A 19,862-nucleotide genomic window follows, 5' to 3' on the forward strand; every position below is an offset into this window, starting at 1 on the left:
TCACGCGTAGAGCGCGAACGGCGACAGGCTGTCACCGAAGCTCGGCACTTCGATGTTGTACTTGTGCAGCAGCGACAACATCACGTCGGCCATCGGCGTACCGTCCGGCGCACGAAGGTGCGTGCCACCCGGCACCAGCGTCGAATCGCCGCCCATCAGCAGCAGCGGGCAGCGGCGATGGTTGTGGATGTTGCCGTCGGCCATCGGCGAGCCGTACATGATCGTCGTGTTGTCGAGCATCGTACCGTCGCCTTCCTTCGTCTCCTCGAGGCGCTGCAGGAAGTACGGCAGCATCGACATGTGATATCGGTTGATCTGATTGAACTCGAGAATCGCCGACTCGCGTCCACCATGGTGCGACGCCGGGTGGAAGCCCTTGTTCGTACCCGACTCCGGGAACGTGCGGCTGGAGGCGTCACGTCCGGTCTTGAACGAGAACACGCGCGTCATGTCCGACTGGAACGCCAGCACCTGGATGTCGAACATGAGCTTCATGTGCTCTTCGAACGAATCGGGCACGCCGGCCGGCGCTTCCGGCAGCAGGCGCTCATCGCCGCTCACATTCTTCGCTTCGACCTTCTGGATGCGACGCTCGAGTTCGCGCACGTTCTCGAGATACTGATCGACGCGACGACGATCGGTGGCGCCGAGCTCTCGCTTGAGCGACGACATCTCACCGACGACCCAGTCGAGAATGCTGCCGTTGTCCTTGCGGCGGGCGGAACGGTCGGCGTTGCTCGTACCGGCGCCGAAGAGCAGATCGAACGCCGCGCGCGGATTGCGAATCATCGGCAGCGGCTCAGTGGGCGAGGCCCAGCTGATCGTGTCGGTGTACGCGCAGGCATAGTTGTAGTAGCAGCCGCCGGCCTGATCGAGATTCTCGATGCACAGCTGCATCGACGGGATCGGCGTGTCCTGACCGATCTTGCGCGCCACGATCTGGTCGAACGACGTGCCGACATACAGATCGGAGCCTTGCGTCTGCTTCGGATGCGACTGCGTGAGAAACACCGCGCTGGAGCGGAAGTGATCACCGCCGATTTCCGGCGCATCGAACGCCTCGGCCATGCGCACGTCGGTGTTGCTGATGATCGACATCTTGTGCTTCCACGCTTCCATCGGCGCCAGCGCGCCTTCCGGGTTGAGCGTGAAGTCGCGACCGACACCCTTCGGCGCCCACAGATACTTCGAGGCGCCCCAGGTGTTCGAGCCGGCCGCACCGTGCACCGATTCGATGGTCACGAGGCGCTTGTGACCGGTGAGCGGCGCACCAGCGCCGCCGACCTTGGCCAGGAAACGACCGGCCGGTTCCATCGCATCGAGATACGGGAGTGCAATGACGGCACTCATGTTTCGAAGGAAGGTGCGGCGAGGGAGGGCTTTCTGCGTCATGAACGACATGGGTCAATCTCCGTGGAAGTCGGATCAGTTTTGAGACGCATCAGCCGAGACCGGCTCGGCGCGCTTGCTATGGAAGGCCTTGCTGTTCACCACACCCATCACGAACGACGAGAACTTGTACTTATTGCGTTCGGCATCGCGCGTGATCGTGCGCACCGTGGTCTGGTCGTAGTCTTCGACACGACGCCCCAACGCGTACGCCATCAGGTTCTCGGTGAAGTTTCGCATCAGCGGCACCGGCCGCTTGAGGAGTGCCTTGCTGAGATCGATCGGCGTGGTCAGCGCCGTGCCATCGTACAACTGACCGCGCGTATCCAGCAGCGCGCCGTTCTCGCGATAGCGCAGCTTGCCGGTCACGTCGAAGTTGTCGAGCGCGAGTCCGATCGGATCCATGAAGTTGTGGCACGAACGGCAGGTCGGATTGGCGCGGTGCATTTCCATGCGTTCGCGCGTCGTGAGCTGCTTGCCATCTTTGGAGCCGGCGGTCTGTTCGAGGTCGGGGATATTCGGTGGAGGCGGTGGTGGCGGCGTGCCGAGCAGCACTTCCATCACCCACTTGCCGCGCAGCACCGGCGACGTGCGGTTGCCCAGCGATGTCTGTACCAGCACGCTGCCGTGTCCGAGCACACCACGACGCTGGTCGTCGGCGTACGCCACTTTGCGGAAGCCTTCTCCGGTCACATTCGGAATGCCGTAGTGCTTCGCCAGTCGCTCGTTCACGAAGGTCGAATCGGCCGTGAACATGGTGAGCACGCTGCGATCGTTGCGCACCACGTCTTCGAAGAACAACTCCGTTTCGCGCTGCATCGACTGCGCGAGCTTGAGATCGAAGTCGGGGAACAGGAACGCGTCGGGGTGCACTTTCTCGAGGTCCTGCAGGCGCAGCCACTGCGCGGCGAAGCGCGTGGCCAACGCGTCGGCGCGCGGATCGGCCAGCATGCGCTTCACCTGCGCCTGGAACACGGCCGGCGTATGCAGCGTCTTCGTGCGCGCAGCCGCCAGCAGGCGATCGTCGGGGATGGTGCTCCACAGGAAGAACGAGAGACGCGTGGCGAGTTCGAGATCGTCGATGTTGTAGTCGGTGCCCGCGGCCGTGGTGGTCGGCTCCTTCTCGAAGCGGAACACGAAGTACGGGCTGGCGAGCATGGCCTGCAATCCCAGTCGCACGCCTTCTTCAAAGGCGTTGTCACCGCCGTTCTTGGCGCCCTGATCGTAGAACTTCATCAGGCTCGCCTTGTCGTTCGCCGTGAGCGGACGACGATAGGCGCGCGTGCCGAGTCGCGTGAAGATCTGTTCGGCGCAGGCGCGCTGCTGCGTGGCGGCCGTGGGTGCGCAGGTGAAGACGCGCTTGCGGCTGGGCGAGTCGGAGACGCCGGTGACGCGATACGGGCCCGCGACGAACACTTCCATGAGCGGCGGCGGCTCGGTGGTCCCGGCGGCGCCGGTGCCACTCGACGCGCGCGACCACTCATGCGGCTTGATCAGGTCTTCGTACGGTCCTTCGGCCGATTTCGCGAAAGCGACGGACACCTTGCGCTGTCCCGCCTTCACCTTGATCGGTTCGCTGCGGATGTAGTCGGCGCCCAGCGGTGCGTCGGCCGATTCGCCGTTGCGCGCAATGCCACGATCGTAGCGCAGCAGCGCCACGCGCTCGCCGTCGATGGAGACGTCGAGGTCTTCTACCGGGCGACCGACGCCACCGCCGACATTGAGCCGGAATTCGTACTCGCCATCGGCCGGGAAGGTGTGCAGCAGCACCAGTCCCCCGCGCGTGCCGTACGGCGTGCCGTCGACATGATCCCACGGATGCTGTGACGCGAACGGCGACGTCTTGTACGTGGCCTGACCGACTGGCGCCTTGCGATCACCGATCGCCATGCGGCTGACCGCGGCGGCGGCGTTGAGGTAGCCCTCGAGCAACGTCGGCGACAGCGACTGCACGTCGGAGATGTTGTCGAAGTTCGCGCTCTTGGTGTCGAGCGGCAGCCAATCGCCGGAGGTCACTTCGAGGCTCAGCAAGTCACGGATGACACGCTCATACTCAGGGCGATTCAACCGCTGGAAGGTGCGCGTGCCGGGATTCACCGGTGCGGCGCCATCGACCACGCGTTCGAGCGTCTCGACGAGCGCGTCGAGGGTATCGCCGGTGGGACGCTTCGATCCCGGCGGCGGCATCATCTGCGCGCGCAGCTTGCGGATCATCTTCTCCGAGGTCGGCAACGCGGCATTGGCCGACGTGACCGAGTAGCTCTTGAGGTCGAGATTGCCGCGACGCTGCGTGGGGTTGTGGCACCCGGCACAGTAGCGCTGCACGACATCGTCGAGCGCACCCATCGTGATCCCGCGCGCACCGGCAGATTCACGCGTGAACGCGCGCCCCGTGCCGTTGGTGGCGCGCATCGGATGCAACACCGGATGCGTGGCGGGCAGGCGGCTTGGCCGCGTGCCAATCGTCGTGGACACCGAGCTCGCGATGATAGCGTGCGATGACGGCGTCGTGGATTTGGTGATGACCGGATCGGACGTCGACGACGATGCCATCATCGTCACCGACGTGATCATTCCGGACAACGCGAGCAAAAGCTTCATGCCGGCTACTCCTGAGGACTGCGACGTACGATGACGTCGCCCAGCCAACTCGTTCGATGATCCGGCAGGAAAGGGGGCCGGATATCCATGAAAATTACGTCGGTATTGCGAAAGTCGCTGAGAAACGTTGCAACCCGTGTGCCCATGTTCGTGATCAGAAGCAACGCGCGGTGACCGTCGTATAGACGATCACCGCGCGCAAGATGGTTCAGTTTCGTTCAGCGACGCTCAGTGCATGGCGCTCTGCGCGGTCGGCAGCAGCACGGCGTAGAGCACGTCGTGCACGGGCGTCGGTACGCCATGCGCGCGACCGATGCGCACCACGGCGCCCGTTTGCGCTTCGAATTCCGACGGCCGTTCGGCCATGAGATCGCGTTGCAGCGACGTCGAACCGTCCGCCGGCAGACTATCGTAGCGCGCCCAGACGCGGTCGATCGCGTCGGCTGGCCACTCGACACCAACGGCCCGACCCACGTTTCGCACTTCGTAGAGCGCGGCATCGATCAACGCCCGCGACGCGGGCACCGATCGTACGACACCGAACGATACGCGCGCCGCGGCGCCGACGGCGCCGATGGGTTCGATGAACAGGAACTTCTCCCACTGCGCCACGCCCATGTCATCGGGCATCTGGGCGACGAGTCCGGCGCCGCGAAGGGCGGCGGCGAACCGGGAGATCTGGGCGTAGGCCGCCGCATGCACGGGCGCACCGGCCCGCGGACCGAACTCGATGATCGGCGTCACGGCCGTGTGGCGGATGTGTCCGGGGGCCACCTGTTCGACCAGCACCCGGCCCAGCCCCTCGAGCACGTTGCCGTCACCCAGCTCGGCGGCCAGGAGTTGGCTGGCCTCGACCCCGTTCTGGACGGGAATCACCGCCGTCGCTGGCCCGACCAACGGCCGGAGCGACCGCGCGAGGTTCGCGATCTGCGTGGCCTTCACGCACACGAGCACAACGTCAACGACACCGACCGTCCCGGGATCGTCGGTGCATTGGACCGACGGCAACGTGAGATCGCCGTCGATGCTTTCGAGGATGAGACCGCGCGTCTGGAGCGCCGCCAGCGTGGCGCCGCGCGCGATGAATACGACGTCGTGGCCGGCCTGTTGAAGACGGGCACCGAGCACGCCGCCAATGGCACCCGCCCCGACGACGGCGACGCGCAGCCGGTCCAGCTGGCGCGCCGCCGTGTCGGTATTCGTCACGGCTTGCCGATCGAGAAGCCGGCGATGTGCGCATCGGTGTTGTGACCCATGCGGAAACCCACCACGCCATCGGTGCTCTTGAGCTTTCCAGCGGCGACCAGCTCGGCCTTGCTGTAGCTGGCCACTTCGGTGCCGTTGATGATGCACGAAACCTTGTCGCCCTTCACCTGCATGGCGATTTCCTGCGTCACCGGCTTGCCCTTCGCTTCGGCCTTGTGCACGGCCTCGCTGGTGCCGCCACGACCGTTCATCTGGAACGGTGCCGGGCCCATGCCGCGCACAATGAAGTTGCCGTTGCCGTAGGCGGCGCAGTACAGGTAGCTCTCGTTGTCCGTCCCCATGTCGTTCCCGCCCATGACGATACCGTACGGGTGCGGATGGTTGTTGAGGCCCATGTACTCACGCTCGGAGAACGTGGCCTTCACGACGTAGTCACCCTTCCCCTTCATCTCGGGGTTCCAGTAGGTGATCGCCGGTCCGGTCGTGGCGTGCATTCCCGGGCCCATCGCGACGAACTTGGCGCTGTCGACGGTCAGTCCGGCCTTCGCTTCTTTGCCGTCGACCTTGCCCATCCATCCCTTCATCTGGATGCCGCCCTTCACGGCGGTGGACTTCTCCATCTCTTGCGCCTGCACGAGCTGCGGAACAAGGGCGAGGGCTGCGGTCGCGAGTGCGACCTGCATCGTACGCTTCATCGGAATACTCCTGATGTGATTCGGTGGGACCGACCGCGAATGGCGGCGAGTCGGCAGACCTGAATGTTTGCGTCGAAATCCGATTGGCGATAGGGTGGAGCGAATTCCGAGACCGTGTTGTGTCACATTCCCCAGAGGTTTTGATGCCTATCGTGACGGAGCGCCTCCTCAATCGGCCGGTCTGGTTCGACTTGTCGACATCCGACTTGCCGGCGGCCAAGGCGCTGTACGCCGAGCTGTTCGGCTGGACGTTCGGCGACTCGCCGGCCGAGCTGGGCTTTTATACCATGGCCTTCGCCAAGGGGATCCCGGCGGCGGCAATCGCCCCGAAGATGCCGGGACAGGAGGCCGCCCCGGTCGCCTGGACGGTGTACTTCGGCGTCACCGACGCCGACGCGACGCTCGCCCGCATCACGGCCAACGGCGGCACGGTGATGGTGCCGCCCATGGCGATCCCGCCCGACCTGGGGCGCATGGCGATCGCCATCGACCCCGGCGGCGCGGTGTTCGGCCTCTGGGAGCACGGCACTTTCCATGGTGCCGGCGTCGAAGGTGAGCACGGCACGATGTGCTGGACTGAAGTGGCGTGCCGCAACGCTGCCGCCAACTCGACCTTCTACACGTCGGTGTTCAGCCTCACGGCGCAGCGCCTCCCCGGCGACGCCGTGGAGTACTACATCCTCCACGACGGCGAACCCGGCGTGGCCGGCGTCATGCAAATGGACGCCGCCTGGGAAGGCATCCCACCCTACTGGATGCCGTACTTCGCGGTGGACTCCCTCGCCGCCGCCAACGCCACGCTCACGAAGCACGGCGGAAAGATCGTGAACGGCCCGATCCCGAGCCCGTACGGCAAGATCATCGTCGCGCAGGACGCGCATGGTGCGGTGTTCTCGTATATGAGCCAGAACGACTGAACGGCAACGGCAACAGCAACGGCAACAGCAACAGCAACAGCAACAGCGGGAACACGGAGACGACGGATTGCGCCGATTACACCGATAAGCAACTGCTTGATGAAAAGCGTGCGGTTCATCGCCGTTTGTTTATCGGTGTGATCGGTGCAATCCGTTCACTCCGTGTTCCCGCTGTTAACGATCCTTCAGCACACGAAAATCATCGGTCCAGATGATCCGGCGAAGCTCGGCCTTTGGCCCGAAGTTGAGCAGCAGCCCGATGTGGCAGTTCGACGCTTTGAGATAGCTGATCAACTGCGCTTCGTGCGCGGCGATGATACGTTCGCAGGCCTTCAATTCGACGATGACCTTCCCCGCGATGACGAGGTCGGCGCGGAACTCGCCGAGCACGACGCCCTCGAGGACGACGCGAAGAGAGACTTCGCGCTCAAACGACATGCCACGCTTGGAGAGTGCAATCGGCATCGCGTTCGCATAGATACTTTCCGGATATCCCCACCCCAGTGCGTTATAGGTGTCGTAAAACGCACCGATGATGTCGTGGGTGATCTCGCCGTGTAGCAGTTCGCTCATGGCTCAGTGACAGAATGAGAACGGGCCGATAACCTGGTGGCGACCGGCCCGTTCACTCTGCTGCCACGCCGTCAGTGCGGCGTCAGTACTGCGCGAGCAAAAACTACTTGTCGCCGCTCGGGAGTTGCGGCACACCCGTCGCGCCGCTGGACTGCAGCAGGCCGACACCGGTGTATACGACGAGCTTTTCGCGCGTGTCCATGATGTCGAGATTGCGCATCGTGAGCTGACCGATGCGATCGAGCGGCGTGAAGAAGGCTTCGCCGCGCTCCATCGTGAGGCGCTCGGGCTTGTAGGTGAGATTCGGGCTGTTCGTGTCCATGATCGAGTAGTCATTGCCGCGACGCAGTTCGATCGTCACGTCGCCCGTGACCGCCTTGGCCACCCAGCGCTGCGCCGACTCGCGCAGCATGAGCGACTGCGGGTCGAGCCAGCGGCCCTGATACAGCAAGCGGCCGAGCTTCTTGCCGTTCATGCGGTACTGCTCGATCGTGTCTTCGTTGTGAATGCCCGTGACGAGGCGCTCGTAGGCGATGTACAGCAGCGCGAGACCCGGCGCTTCGTAGATGCCGCGGCTCTTCGCTTCGATGATGCGGTTTTCGATCTGGTCGGACATGCCGAGTCCGTGACGGCCGCCGATCACGTTCGCTTCCATGAACAGTTCGAGCGCGCTGCCGAATTCCTGACCGTTGATCGCGACCGGGTAGCCTTCCACGAACTTGATCGTGACCGTCTCGCGCTTCACCTCCACGTCGTCGCGCCAGTGCGCCACGCCCATGATCGGCTGCACGATGTGCATGCCCTTGTTCAGGAACTCCAGATCCTTCGCTTCGTGCGTGGCACCAAGAATGTTCGAGTCGGTGGAGTACGCCTTTTCGGTGCTCATCTTGTAGTCGAAGCCGCTCTTGATGAGGTACTCCGACATTTCCGTGCGTCCGCCGAGTTCGTCGATGAACTGCTGATCGAGCCACGGCTTGTACACCTTGAGCGACGGGTTCGTCAGCAAGCCGTAGCGATAGAACCGCTCGATGTCGTTGCCCTTGAACGTGCTGCCGTCGCCCCAGATGTTGACGTCGTCTTCACGCATGGCCGCCACGAGCATGGTGCCCGTGACCGCGCGACCCAGCGGCGTCGTGTTGAAGTACGTCGCGCCAGCGGTCGTGATGTGGAAGGCGCCGCACTGCAGCGCCGCCAGCCCCTCGGCCACCAGATTCGCGCGGCACTCGATCAGCCGGGCCTGCTCGGCACCGTACGCCATCGCCTTGCGCGGGATCTCGTCGTAGTCCGTTTCGTCGGGCTGTCCCAGATTGGCCGTGTAAGCGTACGGGACGGCCCCCTTCTCGCGCATCCAATGCAGGGCGGCGCTGGTGTCGAGACCACCGGAAAAGGCGATGCCGACTTTCTCGCCGACAGGAAGACGCTGCAGAATATTGGCCACGGAGAGCTCTGGCTGAACGGTCAGGGATGCGGAACAGACTCGCAAAATACACTGACCGCCCCCCCCGACGAAGACAACGCCGCCTCAGCTCCTTGTTGGGTGGCGCGGTGGGCTGCAGAATGACCGCACCGTCTCTGATGCGTGCCATGATCTACCGCCTGCCCTCTGCCATGTCTCTGCCCCGCTTCCGCGCGCCGTTACGGCTGCTCGTCCTGCTGCTTGCTTCGACCGTCGCGCTTCAGGCGCAGACGTCGGACGCCCCGAAACCGAACACACGCCTCCCCAAAGTGCTCTTGATCGCCACCGGCGGCACCATCGCCGGTGTGCAGGACGCCCCGGGCTCGCTGGGCAGCTACCGCGCGGGTACACTGACCGCCGAGCAGATCATCGCGTCGGTGCCTGAGCTGTCGCGGTTTGCGCAGATCGAGACGGAGCAGTTCTCGAATGGGCCAAGCACGTCGATCACCCCGGCGCAGTGGCTGGCGCTCTCGAAGCGGGTAGAGAAGGTGCTGAAGGATCGCGATGATCTGGCCGGCGTGGTCGTCACGCATGGCACCGATCGGCTCGAGGAGACGGCGTTCTTTCTCTATCTCACGGTGCGTTCCGATAAGCCGGTGATCGTGGTTGGTGCGCAGCGTCCGGCCACCGGCATCAGCCCCGACGGGCCGATCAATCTGCTCGCCGCGGTGCGGGTGGCCGTCGCGCCGCAGGCCAAGAGCAAAGGCGTGATGGTGGTGATGGACGACCGCATCATCTCCGCTCGCGAGGTGCGCAAGATCTATCAACGCACCGGGGGATTCAGCGGCGGCGAGATGGGGATGCTGGGCGTCGTCGGCGGCAACGGCCCCGACTTTCTGTTCGCGCCGACGCGTCGCCACGGCGAGGACAGCGAGTTCGATATGCGGAAGGTGGATTCGCTGCCGCGAGTGGAACTGACCTACTCGTATCCGGGTGGCACGGGGCCGCGCTTCGATGGGCAACCCGACGGTGTGGCGGTCGCCACCAACGGCATGACGCGGGCGGAATCGGACGTCTACACGGCGCTGCGCCGTGCGGGGGTGGTGGTGGCGACGGTGTTCGCCTACGGCGACAACATGAGTGCCGCGCGCGATCCTGACGCACCACGACCGGCTGCGCGCCCGGCTGCTCCGGGCGACAGCGCTCCCGCGCGCCCCGACTCCGTACGGGTGCCGCCAGCACCGGCGATGGTCACCGCGCAGCACCTCACGCCGGCGAAGGCGCGCATTCTGCTCATGGTGGCGCTGACGCGGACAAAGGACCCCCTCGAGATCCAGCGGTACTTCCTGCGGTACTGAGGAGGCCCGACCTCGGCGCGAACCCAGCCGTCACGAGGGGAGCGCGCCGGGACGCGCGGCGGATCTGCCGCAATGTGCCAATGCATGACAAGTGATTGCCGCGACGGTGTCGGGTCCCGTCGACGCTTTCCGATCTCTGAGAAGGGCAGCACCGCCGCGGGTCATCGCGAGTGCGGTGCCCGACGAACCGTGAGCCGATTCGCACCGGATCGCCGCCTCCTTGCACAGGTGAGCCGCGTTCGTCCGCACCCGCGAGCGCGCGGCGCGCTTCGTCTCCACTACTCGGACCGGAAACCCAGCTTATGCGCGTACCGTCGAAGTTCCTCTGCCGCGCCGCGATCGGCGCCATCCTCGTCACGCTCGCGGCGTGCGGCGATCCCAGTGTCGCGACGCAACCGGCGCTTGCGGCACGCCGCACGCTGACGGGCAACACCCTCGTCGTCACGAATACCAACGATGCCGGCGCGGGGTCGCTGCGCGAAGCCGTCGAAACCGCGGTGAGCGATGACCGGATCACGTTCGAGCCGGCGCTCAGCGGCGCGACCATCAACATCACGAACGGCTTACGCGTTGATGCAAGCACCGTGATCGAGGGGCCAACCGGCGGAATTACGATCAGAGCGACGGCGAATACGTCGGTCGTGCTGATGTACGGAAAGTACGGGCCGGAAGTGCTCACGATGAAACGCGTCACCATCACGGGTGGCAAGGCCAGTGGCATCGCGATCCTCCGCGGCACCGTACAACTCGAAGACTGCATCGTCGAAGGCAACGCGGGCGAGTTTGGAGGCGGCGTCGCCGTCCTCGCCGGTTCGCTAAGTCTCCTGCGCACGGTCGTCCGGAACAACACGTCGACTTCAGCGGCCGGGGGAGTTGAGGTCGAGTATGGCTCGACCGCGACGATCGCGAACTCGACGATCAATGCAAACAGCTCGGCGATCGGCGGCGGTGGCATTCGCGCGCTCGGTGAAACCACCGTAACGGGCAGCACCATCAGCGACAATAGCGCTGGGCTTGGCGGCGGTGTATATGCTGCCGACCGGGTCGTCATCCGCAACTCCACCCTCTCCGGCAACAGTGCGCCGAGCGCCAGCAACGTCTTCGCCGGCGACGAAGTGATCATCGAACACAGCACGATCGTTGGGAACAGCTCGGGAAGCAGTCTGCAGCTCGATGCTACCGTGACCGCCCGGAACTCGATTCTCAGCTCGCCGATCGCCAACTGCGGACTCGGTGCCTCGCTCGTGCTTGAAGGCGCCAACGTGTTCTCGGACAACACATGCTCGCTGGTCGGCGCTCCCGCGATCATCGCCGACGCAAAGCTCGCCCCCCTCGCCGTGGACGGCCTCACGGCGGTGCATCATCTGCTCGCCGGCAGCCCCGCGATCGACGCTGCACCGACGTGCCTGGTGAACGTAGACCAGCGTGGCGCCGCGCGTCCGGTAGGCGGTGCCTGCGACGTCGGCTCCGTCGAAGAACCTATCCCGGTCATCATCACGCCCACGACCGCCGCCGCCGGCACGATCAACAGCAAAACCGGCGTCGTGCTGATCAACGGTAAGGTGACGTGCAGTGTCGATGGTGCCGTCACGTTCAGCGCCACCGTCGAACAGACGCAGAAGAGTGGTAAGGTGACCTTCGTGCTCAAGGCGAGCACACCGGTGCAGGCCACATGCGCGGGCGGCACGGCCCTTTGGAGTGCGTTCACGGTGCCAGTCAGCGGTGCGTTCACGAATGGCGCGGCTACCGTGAAGATCACCGTCGCCGGCGTCGGCAGCGTGGTGCCGTTCAACAGCAGCACCGGCATCAGGCTGAACTGGTCGAAATAGTCCTGAGCCAGCCGTGCGGTGGGCGTCACACATTTCCGACGAGCACCGCGCGCGCAGTCTCTTGACAGTGCATGGTGACGCACGTTCCTATTGGTCGCGAGTCTTCGCGAATGACCGCGGGCACGTGGTTCACCATGGACTATTGAGGACGCACGATGACGGACGACGCGTACGAGCGCGCGCGAATGGCCATGCGGAAGGACATGATGCGCTCGATCGTGACCGAACCGCTGCTGTCCAGAATTCAGGGTCGCTCCCGGGAGCAGTTCGACGTCATCATCGAGCTCAACGAGTTCTACCGCGACGGGCTCGAAGGGGCGCTCGTGGTGGTCGAGAAGCAGGCGAAGCAGTGGAAGGTGCGGTACAGCTCGGTATCGAACTACGTGTTCGCGCGACTGTCGGCCGATCGCATCCGACGTCTCGCGGCCGATTCGCAGGAGCACAATTCGGCAAACCGTCGGAACGACGCGGTGGTGTATCGGATCTGGGAAGACAGCGATATCGCCGTCACGCTCACCCGGTCACTCACGACCGTGAAAGCTGATGCCGCACAGCGCTCCTTTCACGCCCTCGGCCAAGGCATCGTGTGGGCCGTGCTCGACTCCGGCATCGACGGCAGTCATGTGCACTTCGCCGAGAAGCAGAGCGTACACGGCAAGATCGACACGCTGGCGATCCGCGGGCCGGTCGAGCATCGCGACTACACACCCGATGGCGAAGTGTTTGCAGCCGCGGTCGATTCGTCGGTGCCCGCGCGCGGCGGTGCACCCTCGGCGTTGGTCGATCGACTTGGGCACGGGTCGCATGTGAGCGGTATTATCGCCGGACACTGGAATACGGAGGAGAAAGAGGGACTGCTCGTGGTCGGCACCGAAGTGCGCGACGTGAGCACCAGTGACCGTGACGGCGACAAGCCGATCGTGGCCCGCGAGGCGCTCACATCGATCAGCGGCGTCGCGCCACTCGCCAAGTTGGTGAGCTTGAAAGTCATCGCCGACGTCACGCGCACCGACGACCACAAGCAGACGCGCGGTCAGGGCAAGGTGAGCTGGGTGCTGCGCGCGCTTGAGGATATTCAGCGATGGAATCAGTACGGCCGACGACTGCTCGTGCACGGCGTCAACATGAGTGTCGGCTATGATTTCGATCCGCGCTGGTTTGCGTGCGGCCAGAGCCCGATCTGCAGCGAAGTGAATCGCCTCGTGAAGTCGGGCGTGTGCGTGGTGGTGTCAGCGGGCAACAGCGGCTACTCGTCGTACATCACCGGCGCCGGCGTGGAAGAAAGCAGCTATCGCAGTCTCAGCATCACCGATCCGGGCAACGCCGAGCTGGCGATCACCGTGGGCTCGACGCACCGTGATATGCCGCATACCTATGGCGTGTCGTATTTCTCCTCACGGGGTCCCACCGGCGACGGACGACGCAAGCCGGATCTGCTCGCCCCGGGTGAACGCATTCGCTCCTGTGCCGCTGGTCGCGAGCGTGAGCGCTTCGGTCACGACACGACCACGCCTGTGCCGGTATCCGATGCTGAAGCCGGTGCGGTGACTACGGCGCCGGGGATGACGGCGCACGCGCCCGAAGGTACCACGCTGTCGGAGCCATCCGAATCGGCCGAACGCGCACTGGAGCGCGGCATGGTGCTGTACTGCGAGCAGACCGGCACCAGCATGGCGGCACCACACGTCTCGGGCGCCGCGGCCGCGTTCCTGTCGGTGCGCACAGAGTTCATCGGACAACCGGAGCGCGTGAAGGCGCTGTTCCTCATGAATGCCATCGATCTGGGTCGCGAGCCGGCCTTTCAGGGACACGGGCTGCTCGACCTCATGAAGACGTTGCAGGCCGTCTGATCCTTCTCGGAGATTCACCATGGAAACACTGGGCGGTTTTCCGTTCCTCGCGCTCGAGTACGACCAGAACGGCGTGCTCCGGTCGTCGACCCTGGACACGCTGCATGCGCACCTGCAATCGGCGGGCACCACCGATCTGCTCATGATCGCGCATGGCTTTCGCAACAACGCGGTGGAGGCGCGCCGGTTGTACGAGCAGTTCCTGCAGAACTTCAGCGCGCACATCACGCGAAGCGAGCTCGCCCCCGCGCTGGCATCGCGCCGCTTCGCGGCTGCCGGCATCTTCTGGCCGTCGAAGGCGTTCTCCGAAGGGTCGGCCAAGGACGATGACGACGGTGAGGCGCAAGCACTCGAAGAACGCGAGGCCGCTGCACTCGACGACGCACGGATTGAACTCATGGAGTTGCGCGACGATGTTGCCGACAACCAGCGCTCCGCTGTGGATCGCGCGCTGGCGTTGCTCGATCATCTGGAGGACAGCACGGCGAAGCAGGATCAATTCGTGTCGCTTCTGCTGTCGCTGGCCGACGGTGCCGACGCCGACCCCACCGAAGGGTTCGAGCAGGTGGCCGCCCAGCGCGGCTCTGAGTTGTTCGCCAAACTCAAGTCGCCGATTATTCTGCCGACGGTGCGCCGCGATGACGATGGTGGGGTAATGGCGCTGAACGGTGGTGCCTCCGCTGGCAGCGGCGGTGGCACCGGCGCGCCGCTGTTTATCGGCGGCGCGCTCAAGTCTATTGCCGGCCGCGTGGGACAGGTGCTCAACCTCACCACGTGGTACATGATGAAGAACCGCTCGGGCACCGTGGGGGCGAACGGCGTGGCCGCGGCCGTGCGCGCACTCAAGGCGCGTCATCCGGCGCTGCGCATACACTTGATCGGCCACAGTCTGGGCGGCCGTTGTATGGCGGCATGCGCCAAGTCGCTGTGCGCGGATCCCGCCGTGCAGCCCGACTCACTCTCCCTGCTGGAAGCCGCCTTCTCGCACTATGGGCTCAGCCACGACAACGGACACGGCGACCGTGGCTTCTTCCGCGATGTGATCGAACATCAGATCGTAAAGGGGCCCTTCATCTCCACGTTCTCGTATCAGGACGCGGTCGTGGGCAAGGCCTATGCTATCTCGTCGCGCCTGGGCGGTGACAACGCCAAGGCCGTCGGCGACAAGGATGACCAGTACGGCGGCATCGGGCGGAATGGCACACAACGCACCAACGAGGCGACCACCCAACCGTTGGGCAGTGTGGGCACAGCCTATACCTACGCACCGCGCGTGGTGAACAACCTCGATGGCAGCGGAGGACGCATCAAGGATCACAGCGATGTCACCAACCCTGAAGTCACGTATGCGGTGGCCTGCGCGGTGGCGGCGACGTAACTGCGCGCTGCCGCCCCCCGGAATCAATCAGTCAGACCCCGCACCGTCTGTCACGGGTCGGTCACGAGGCACCAATCGGCTGTCCAGCGGGTAGCCCGATCTGCAAACTGAACCGATGTATGCACTCCTTCAGAGCACTGCGGTGGCGCCGAACTCGCTCACCGTCATCGACTTCCTCGCGGACTTCGTCAAGTTCTGGCAGATCATTGTCTTCGTCTTTGGCGCCTATCAATTCTGGGCCAATCGCCGGGAGCGGCTGGCCGCCGACAAAGTGCGCGAAGCGCAGGAACTGCTCGACTCGAATTATCAGGCCTGGTTGGTCGTGAACAGTGCGCAAGGAAAGGGTGGAAGCGGCGGACGCATCGACGCGCTGACCAACCTTGCGCGCAATGCCCAATCACTGGCTGGCGTCAACGTGGATGGCGCTTGGTTGGTGGGCGTTGATCTGCGCGGCGCCGACCTCGCACACGCCAGCTTCAAGGACGCCAATCTCCAAGGCGCGCTGCTTTCCGGAGCCAACCTGAAGCATGCCAATCTCGAAGGGGCGAACTTGAGCGCCGCTCAACTCGAGGGGACCATGCTGCAAGGCGCGCGCGTCTCGGGTGCGCGCTTTTCAGCGGCGTCGCTCCTGCGCGCTGACCTCGCCGATCTCGTCGGCTGGCGCGAGATCGCCGCCGTGAATTACGCCCGCCTGCAGGAGATACAGCGAGCGCCACACGGATTTCGCGAATGGGCCGTCGAGCAGGGTGCAGAGGGCAATGCAGTAAGCGAGGACATGTCGGCCGAGAACTTTTCAACCCAGTTTCGCGCGGTTTGAGCCCCGCCGATCTCGCGGTCGTCACGTCGCCGTGACGCGGCCGAGACGTGGCGCATACCGATCCGTGATTCGGTTCGATACACGAGGAGTGAATCCTGCGAGCGATTCAACAGCTCGTCCTTCCCTCTTTCGCCCGTCCCATGCGCCACGACAATCGTCCAGCGTATCTCACGCTCCTCGCCGCAGCGTCCTCGTCGCTGCTGCTCTCCGCCTCGCCTCTCCGCGCGCAGGCCACGACCAAGCGCGATTCCGCGCAAGCACTCGGCAAAGTCACCGTTACCGGGGTCACCGGCCGCGGTAGCGCGCGTGCGGCATCCGGCGTTGACAGTTCGGTGCTCAGATCGACCGCGCCCGGCACCAGCGCGTTGAAGGCGGTCGAACGGATTCCCGGCGTCAACATGCAGTCGGTCGATGGATTCGGCATGTATGAGTGGTCCAATCGCATTACGATGCGCGGATTCCAGAGTGCGCAGATCGGACAGACGATGGATGGTATTCCGCTCGGCGACATGTCGTACGGCAACTGGAACGGACTTGGTGTCGGCCGTGCCGTCGATGCGTCGAATTTGGAGTCGACCTCGGTGGCGCAAGGCAGTGGCGCGCTCGGCACGGCATCGGCGAATAATCTTGGTGGCGTCGTGCAGTATGCCACGGCCGAACCGGCAGGACGCCAGCAGTTTCTGCTACAGCAGATGGGCGGCCAGAACAGCGCCCGCCGCACGCTGCTTCGCTATGACATGGGCCTCAAGACCTTCGGCGGCACGAACGGCGTGTCGGCGTTCCTGTCGGTCTCGCGCTTCGACTCTGACAAATGGAAGGGCGGCGGCGAGCGCTTATCGAACTTCCCCGGCGAGCAGGATCTGCTGTTCGGTCAGAACGGGTTTCTCGGTGGTGCCGGCGAAAACTGGCACGAGCAGATCAACCTGAAGAGCAACCTGTTCATCGGTTCAGCCAAGTTCACCGCGTTCTACAACTACGCGAACAAGAAGGAGAGCGACTACATGGACCTGTCGCTGGGCGTGTTCAACGCCACGGCGCCGGGATCGAGCAACTTCGGCTTTGGTCCGATGTTCGATTACCAGACCAACTGGGCCACCGCGAAGCAGTTCGCTGAAGCCTCGTTGCCCACATACACGCCGCTCACCGATGCCTCGTACTACAGCTCAGCCCAAGGCGCGCGACTCGATCATCTCGCGTATCTGAAGGGTGAGTTCAAGCCAACCGCCTCGACGCGCGTCGAAGTGCAGCCGTACCTGCACCTCAATCGCGGCGGCGGCGACTGGCATGCGCCCAGTTATGGCGCGGCCTACAGCCCCGACCCGATCATGTTCCGCCAGACGCAATACAAGGCGAACCGTGGCGGTATCATGGCCAAGGGGACGGCGTCGTTTACTCTCGGCGGGGTGTCCAACCAATTCGAAGTCGGCGGGTGGTACGAGCAGAACGAGTCCAGCAACCGTCGTCCGCGCTGGCGCATGAAGAACTATCAGCTCGGTCCGGAAGTGGACTTCACGAAGGTGCTCCGACTCGACTATGATCGCACCGCCGACGTGACCACGACGCAGTTCCACGTGCAGAACACGAACCGCTTGCTGAACGAGCGTCTCACGCTGTCGTACGGCGCAAAGTTGCTCACAGTGAATGCCGATTTTACGAACAACGGCAATACACCGACCGATGGCATCGTGGCGCCGATCTTCGCGGACGCGACGCGTCCGTCGCTGAACGTGAAGACCGATGCGACCGTCCTGCCGCAGGTCGGCGCGGTGTTCAAGGTGAACGAGAACAACGAAGTGTTCGCCAACTGGTCGGAGAATGTGAACCAGTTCCCGCTGAGCCCTGCCGGTGGGGTGTACAACGCGGCACCGGCCACGTTTGAGTTCTTCAAGTCCACGGCCAAGGCCGAGCGCGCGACGACGCTCGAACTCGGTGCGCGGACGCGTCGCGGGAAGCTGGAGGCCGGTATCACGGGCTACGCGATCGACTATCGCAATCGGCTGCTCGGCATCGCGCTTTGCCCGCAGACCGTCACCTGTGCCACGGGCTTCGGCAACGTGGGCTCGGTGAACACGATGGGGCTCGAAGGCGTCGTCAACGCCGATCTGGGCAACGGCCTCCGCGCCTTCGGCTCCGCCTCGTTCAACAGCTCGAAGTTCGGCGATGACTACCTTGCCAATCAGGCGGATCCGACGTCTCGCGTGAACACCAAGGACAAGTATGTGCAGGACGCGCCGAAGCAGATGGCGACCGCATCCCTGTCGTACACGCGCGCCAAGCTGAACCTCACGCTGGGCGGCCGTTATGTGGGTGAGCGATACTTCACGTACACCAACGACCTGAACACCGCGGGCGACGGCGAGGGCAAGGTGCCGGGCTACTTCGTGTCCGACCTCTCGGCTCGCTATCGCCTGGGTCGCATCGGCGCACTCAAGTCGCTCGAGCTGCAGCTCAACATGAACAACCTGCTCGACGAGCGGTACATCGGCACGATGGGCAGCGGCGGCTTTACCGCCAGCGGCGACAACACGACTTTCCTGACCGGCGCCCCACGTCAGATCTTCTTCTCGCTCAGCACGACGTTCTGACGCCGGCGGTACGTTCCCGCGGCATAGGTCATGGTCGGGCCCGGCATGCCGCAGGTTGGCACGCCGGGCCTGATTCATGTGGCGCTCGCACAACCGGCGATTGGGCGATAAAATCGCGTCATGACCGGCCCCAAAGTCTCCCGCGAGAACGCGTTCTTCAATCAGCCGGGCGAGAACTCCAACATCGCCCCGGTCGTCTTCAAATCCGACCCGGCGAACTCCAGCACCGGGTGGAACAAGGCGACGTACTTCCAGCAGCTCGGCGATCCGCGGCACGCGATGGGGTCGGCCGAGCGCAACATGGAGCAGGAGTACCTGCTGCAAGGCATGGTGAAGGGAGCCATGACGGCGGCGGCGCAGATCTCGACCAAGTACAAGATCGGGATCTCGGTACGCCCGACCGGCGTGCTCGCGCACATGGGGATCGAGTCGGGGAATCCGACCAAGGCGCAGGAGTTCAAGAACAAGACGTCGAAGGAACTCGACTTCTTCCTGTGCGACGAGATCAAGTGGGAAGACATCGGCGCCGTGGTGCATTACAACCCACGCGTGGGCTGGACGTCGGGCGCGCGTCCGAACGGGGCGGTGAAGGTGTCAGCCGCGGCGCAGGTGACCGATCAGGAATGGCTAAAGAAGCGCACGTACATCGAGAGCGTTCGATTGCCGACGCTCAAGTCACGGAAGTTCGATGAGCGGTTGCGCTTCTGGCCGAAAACTGAACAGGACTGGAATAAGCTGCGCGATCTGTTCAAGGACCGCGCGAAGGAATTTGCCGAAGAGGATCACGAGTATCGCTTCGGGCACTACAAGGAGCACGCGGCGATCGAAGGCCCGTACATCCGGCTCAAGGCGCGTCCCGATGTGAACATGGTGGGCGATCACGATCTCTTCGGCTTCACGAAGGATGACACCGGCACGCTGATTCACGACGCGACGTTTCCGCACGTGCAGAAGGCGCTCCAAGAGTCGCTCGAGTTTCAGGCGCAGCACGGTGGCATCTGGAACTGGCGGCCCAGCGAGCCGTTCCATCAGGAGATCAAACGGAAGATCATGGGTGCGCACTCGCCGCCGAACGGCGATCCGCTGCTGCACTTCCTCCCCAGCGGCGTGCTGCGCGCGGCGTTCTACATTCCCGCGACCGAGCGACTCGAGTCGGTGTGGGAGCACCCCGGGGCGGCCACGTGGCGGACGCAGACGTTCAGCGGGAAGGCCAAGCAGTAGTCCGCTATCTTTCGACTGACCATCGCCGATTACGCCCGAGTTCCCGG

General features: G+C 64.3%; 14 protein-coding genes. 8 read left to right on the top strand and 6 right to left on the bottom strand.

The features are described from left to right. The 4 genes from HKW67_RS14930 to HKW67_RS14945 form a co-directional block, all read right to left on the bottom strand. Entirely contained in the window at window positions 1-1,401 is a 1,401-nt protein-coding gene (locus HKW67_RS14930) for a DUF1552 domain-containing protein (protein WP_171226146.1), read from the bottom strand. A gap of 24 nt (window positions 1,402-1,425) precedes the next feature. After that, window positions 1,426-3,990, bottom strand: coding sequence for a DUF1592 domain-containing protein (locus HKW67_RS14935; RefSeq protein WP_230981030.1), 2,565 nt, complete (start codon window positions 3,988-3,990; stop codon window positions 1,426-1,428). Between the two features lie 228 nt (window positions 3,991-4,218). Continuing rightward, window positions 4,219-5,196, bottom strand: a complete 978-nt coding sequence (locus HKW67_RS14940) for a 2-dehydropantoate 2-reductase (protein WP_171226147.1) — start codon at window positions 5,194-5,196, stop codon at window positions 4,219-4,221. Further along, window positions 5,193-5,891: a hypothetical protein gene (locus tag HKW67_RS14945; protein ID WP_171226148.1), complete on the bottom strand. Its 699-nt coding sequence runs from the start codon at window positions 5,889-5,891 to the stop codon at window positions 5,193-5,195. The genes HKW67_RS14940 and HKW67_RS14945 overlap by 4 nt, the downstream gene beginning before the upstream one ends. Before the next feature lie 143 nt (window positions 5,892-6,034). Between HKW67_RS14945 and HKW67_RS14950 the strand changes: the two genes are divergently transcribed. Further along, window positions 6,035-6,808 carry a VOC family protein gene (locus HKW67_RS14950; protein WP_171226149.1) on the top strand — a complete coding sequence of 258 codons (774 nt, stop codon included), beginning with the start codon at window positions 6,035-6,037 and terminating at the stop codon, window positions 6,806-6,808. 174 nt (window positions 6,809-6,982) lie between these two features. Here the strand turns inward: HKW67_RS14950 and HKW67_RS14955 are convergent, their stop codons facing one another. Together HKW67_RS14955 and argG are read right to left on the bottom strand one after the other, a co-directional pair. After that, window positions 6,983-7,381: a GxxExxY protein gene (locus tag HKW67_RS14955; RefSeq protein ID WP_171226150.1), complete on the bottom strand. Its 399-nt coding sequence runs from the start codon at window positions 7,379-7,381 to the stop codon at window positions 6,983-6,985. Between the two features lie 103 nt (window positions 7,382-7,484). Further along, window positions 7,485-8,819, bottom strand: a complete 1,335-nt coding sequence (argG, locus tag HKW67_RS14960) for an argininosuccinate synthase (protein ID WP_171226151.1) — start codon at window positions 8,817-8,819, stop codon at window positions 7,485-7,487. Window positions 8,820-8,989: 170 nt separating this feature from the next. Here argG and HKW67_RS14965 point away from each other — a divergent pair, with 170 nt between their 5' ends. From HKW67_RS14965 to HKW67_RS14995, 7 genes are all read left to right on the top strand, one after another. Then, window positions 8,990-10,135: an asparaginase gene (locus HKW67_RS14965; protein ID WP_171226152.1), complete on the top strand. Its 1,146-nt coding sequence runs from the start codon at window positions 8,990-8,992 to the stop codon at window positions 10,133-10,135. A gap of 302 nt (window positions 10,136-10,437) precedes the next feature. Continuing rightward, window positions 10,438-11,964 (top strand): right-handed parallel beta-helix repeat-containing protein, encoded by a 1,527-nt coding sequence (locus tag HKW67_RS14970; RefSeq protein ID WP_171226153.1) that lies wholly within the window; start codon window positions 10,438-10,440, stop codon window positions 11,962-11,964. Between the two features lie 155 nt (window positions 11,965-12,119). Next, window positions 12,120-13,814, top strand: a complete 1,695-nt coding sequence (locus tag HKW67_RS14975) for a S8 family peptidase (RefSeq protein WP_171226154.1) — start codon at window positions 12,120-12,122, stop codon at window positions 13,812-13,814. 19 nt (window positions 13,815-13,833) lie between these two features. Next, complete coding sequence (locus HKW67_RS14980; protein WP_171226155.1) at window positions 13,834-15,192, top strand: hypothetical protein; 1,359 nt, start codon at window positions 13,834-13,836, stop codon at window positions 15,190-15,192. A gap of 115 nt (window positions 15,193-15,307) precedes the next feature. After that, window positions 15,308-16,009 (top strand): pentapeptide repeat-containing protein, encoded by a 702-nt coding sequence (locus HKW67_RS14985; protein WP_171226156.1) that lies wholly within the window; start codon window positions 15,308-15,310, stop codon window positions 16,007-16,009. A 140-nt stretch (window positions 16,010-16,149) separates the two neighbouring features. Beyond that, window positions 16,150-18,594, top strand: a complete 2,445-nt coding sequence (locus tag HKW67_RS14990; RefSeq protein WP_171226157.1) for a TonB-dependent receptor — start codon at window positions 16,150-16,152, stop codon at window positions 18,592-18,594. A gap of 120 nt (window positions 18,595-18,714) precedes the next feature. After that, the gene (locus HKW67_RS14995) at window positions 18,715-19,815 is read left to right on the top strand and encodes a hypothetical protein (RefSeq protein ID WP_171226158.1); all 1,101 of its coding nucleotides are present in this window, start codon (window positions 18,715-18,717) and stop codon (window positions 19,813-19,815) included. Window positions 19,816-19,862 lie beyond the last annotated feature (47 nt).

The organism is Gemmatimonas groenlandica (genome assembly GCF_013004105.1).
In the GTDB taxonomy this organism is placed as follows: Bacteria; Gemmatimonadota; Gemmatimonadetes; order Gemmatimonadales; family Gemmatimonadaceae; genus Gemmatimonas; species Gemmatimonas groenlandica.

Bases quoted from the DNA above. Each gene is read 5' to 3' on its own strand.
- HKW67_RS14930 (WP_171226146.1), bottom strand. From the start codon at position 1,401: ATGTCGTTCATGACGCAGAAAGCCCTCCCTCGCCGCACCTTCCTTCGA.
- HKW67_RS14950 (WP_171226149.1), top strand. From the start codon at position 6,035: ATGCCTATCGTGACGGAGCGCCTCCTCAATCGGCCGGTCTGGTTCGAC.
- HKW67_RS14985 (WP_171226156.1), top strand. From the start codon at position 15,308: ATGTATGCACTCCTTCAGAGCACTGCGGTGGCGCCGAACTCGCTCACC.
- HKW67_RS14970 (WP_171226153.1), top strand. From the start codon at position 10,438: ATGCGCGTACCGTCGAAGTTCCTCTGCCGCGCCGCGATCGGCGCCATC.
- HKW67_RS14955 (WP_171226150.1), bottom strand. From the start codon at position 7,381: ATGAGCGAACTGCTACACGGCGAGATCACCCACGACATCATCGGTGCG.
- HKW67_RS14965 (WP_171226152.1), top strand. From the start codon at position 8,990: ATGTCTCTGCCCCGCTTCCGCGCGCCGTTACGGCTGCTCGTCCTGCTG.
- HKW67_RS14980 (WP_171226155.1), top strand. From the start codon at position 13,834: ATGGAAACACTGGGCGGTTTTCCGTTCCTCGCGCTCGAGTACGACCAG.
- HKW67_RS14995 (WP_171226158.1), top strand. From the start codon at position 18,715: ATGACCGGCCCCAAAGTCTCCCGCGAGAACGCGTTCTTCAATCAGCCG.
- HKW67_RS14990 (WP_171226157.1), top strand. From the start codon at position 16,150: ATGCGCCACGACAATCGTCCAGCGTATCTCACGCTCCTCGCCGCAGCG.
- HKW67_RS14975 (WP_171226154.1), top strand. From the start codon at position 12,120: ATGACGGACGACGCGTACGAGCGCGCGCGAATGGCCATGCGGAAGGAC.
- HKW67_RS14945 (WP_171226148.1), bottom strand. From the start codon at position 5,891: ATGAAGCGTACGATGCAGGTCGCACTCGCGACCGCAGCCCTCGCCCTT.
- HKW67_RS14935 (WP_230981030.1), bottom strand. From the start codon at position 3,990: ATGAAGCTTTTGCTCGCGTTGTCCGGAATGATCACGTCGGTGACGATG.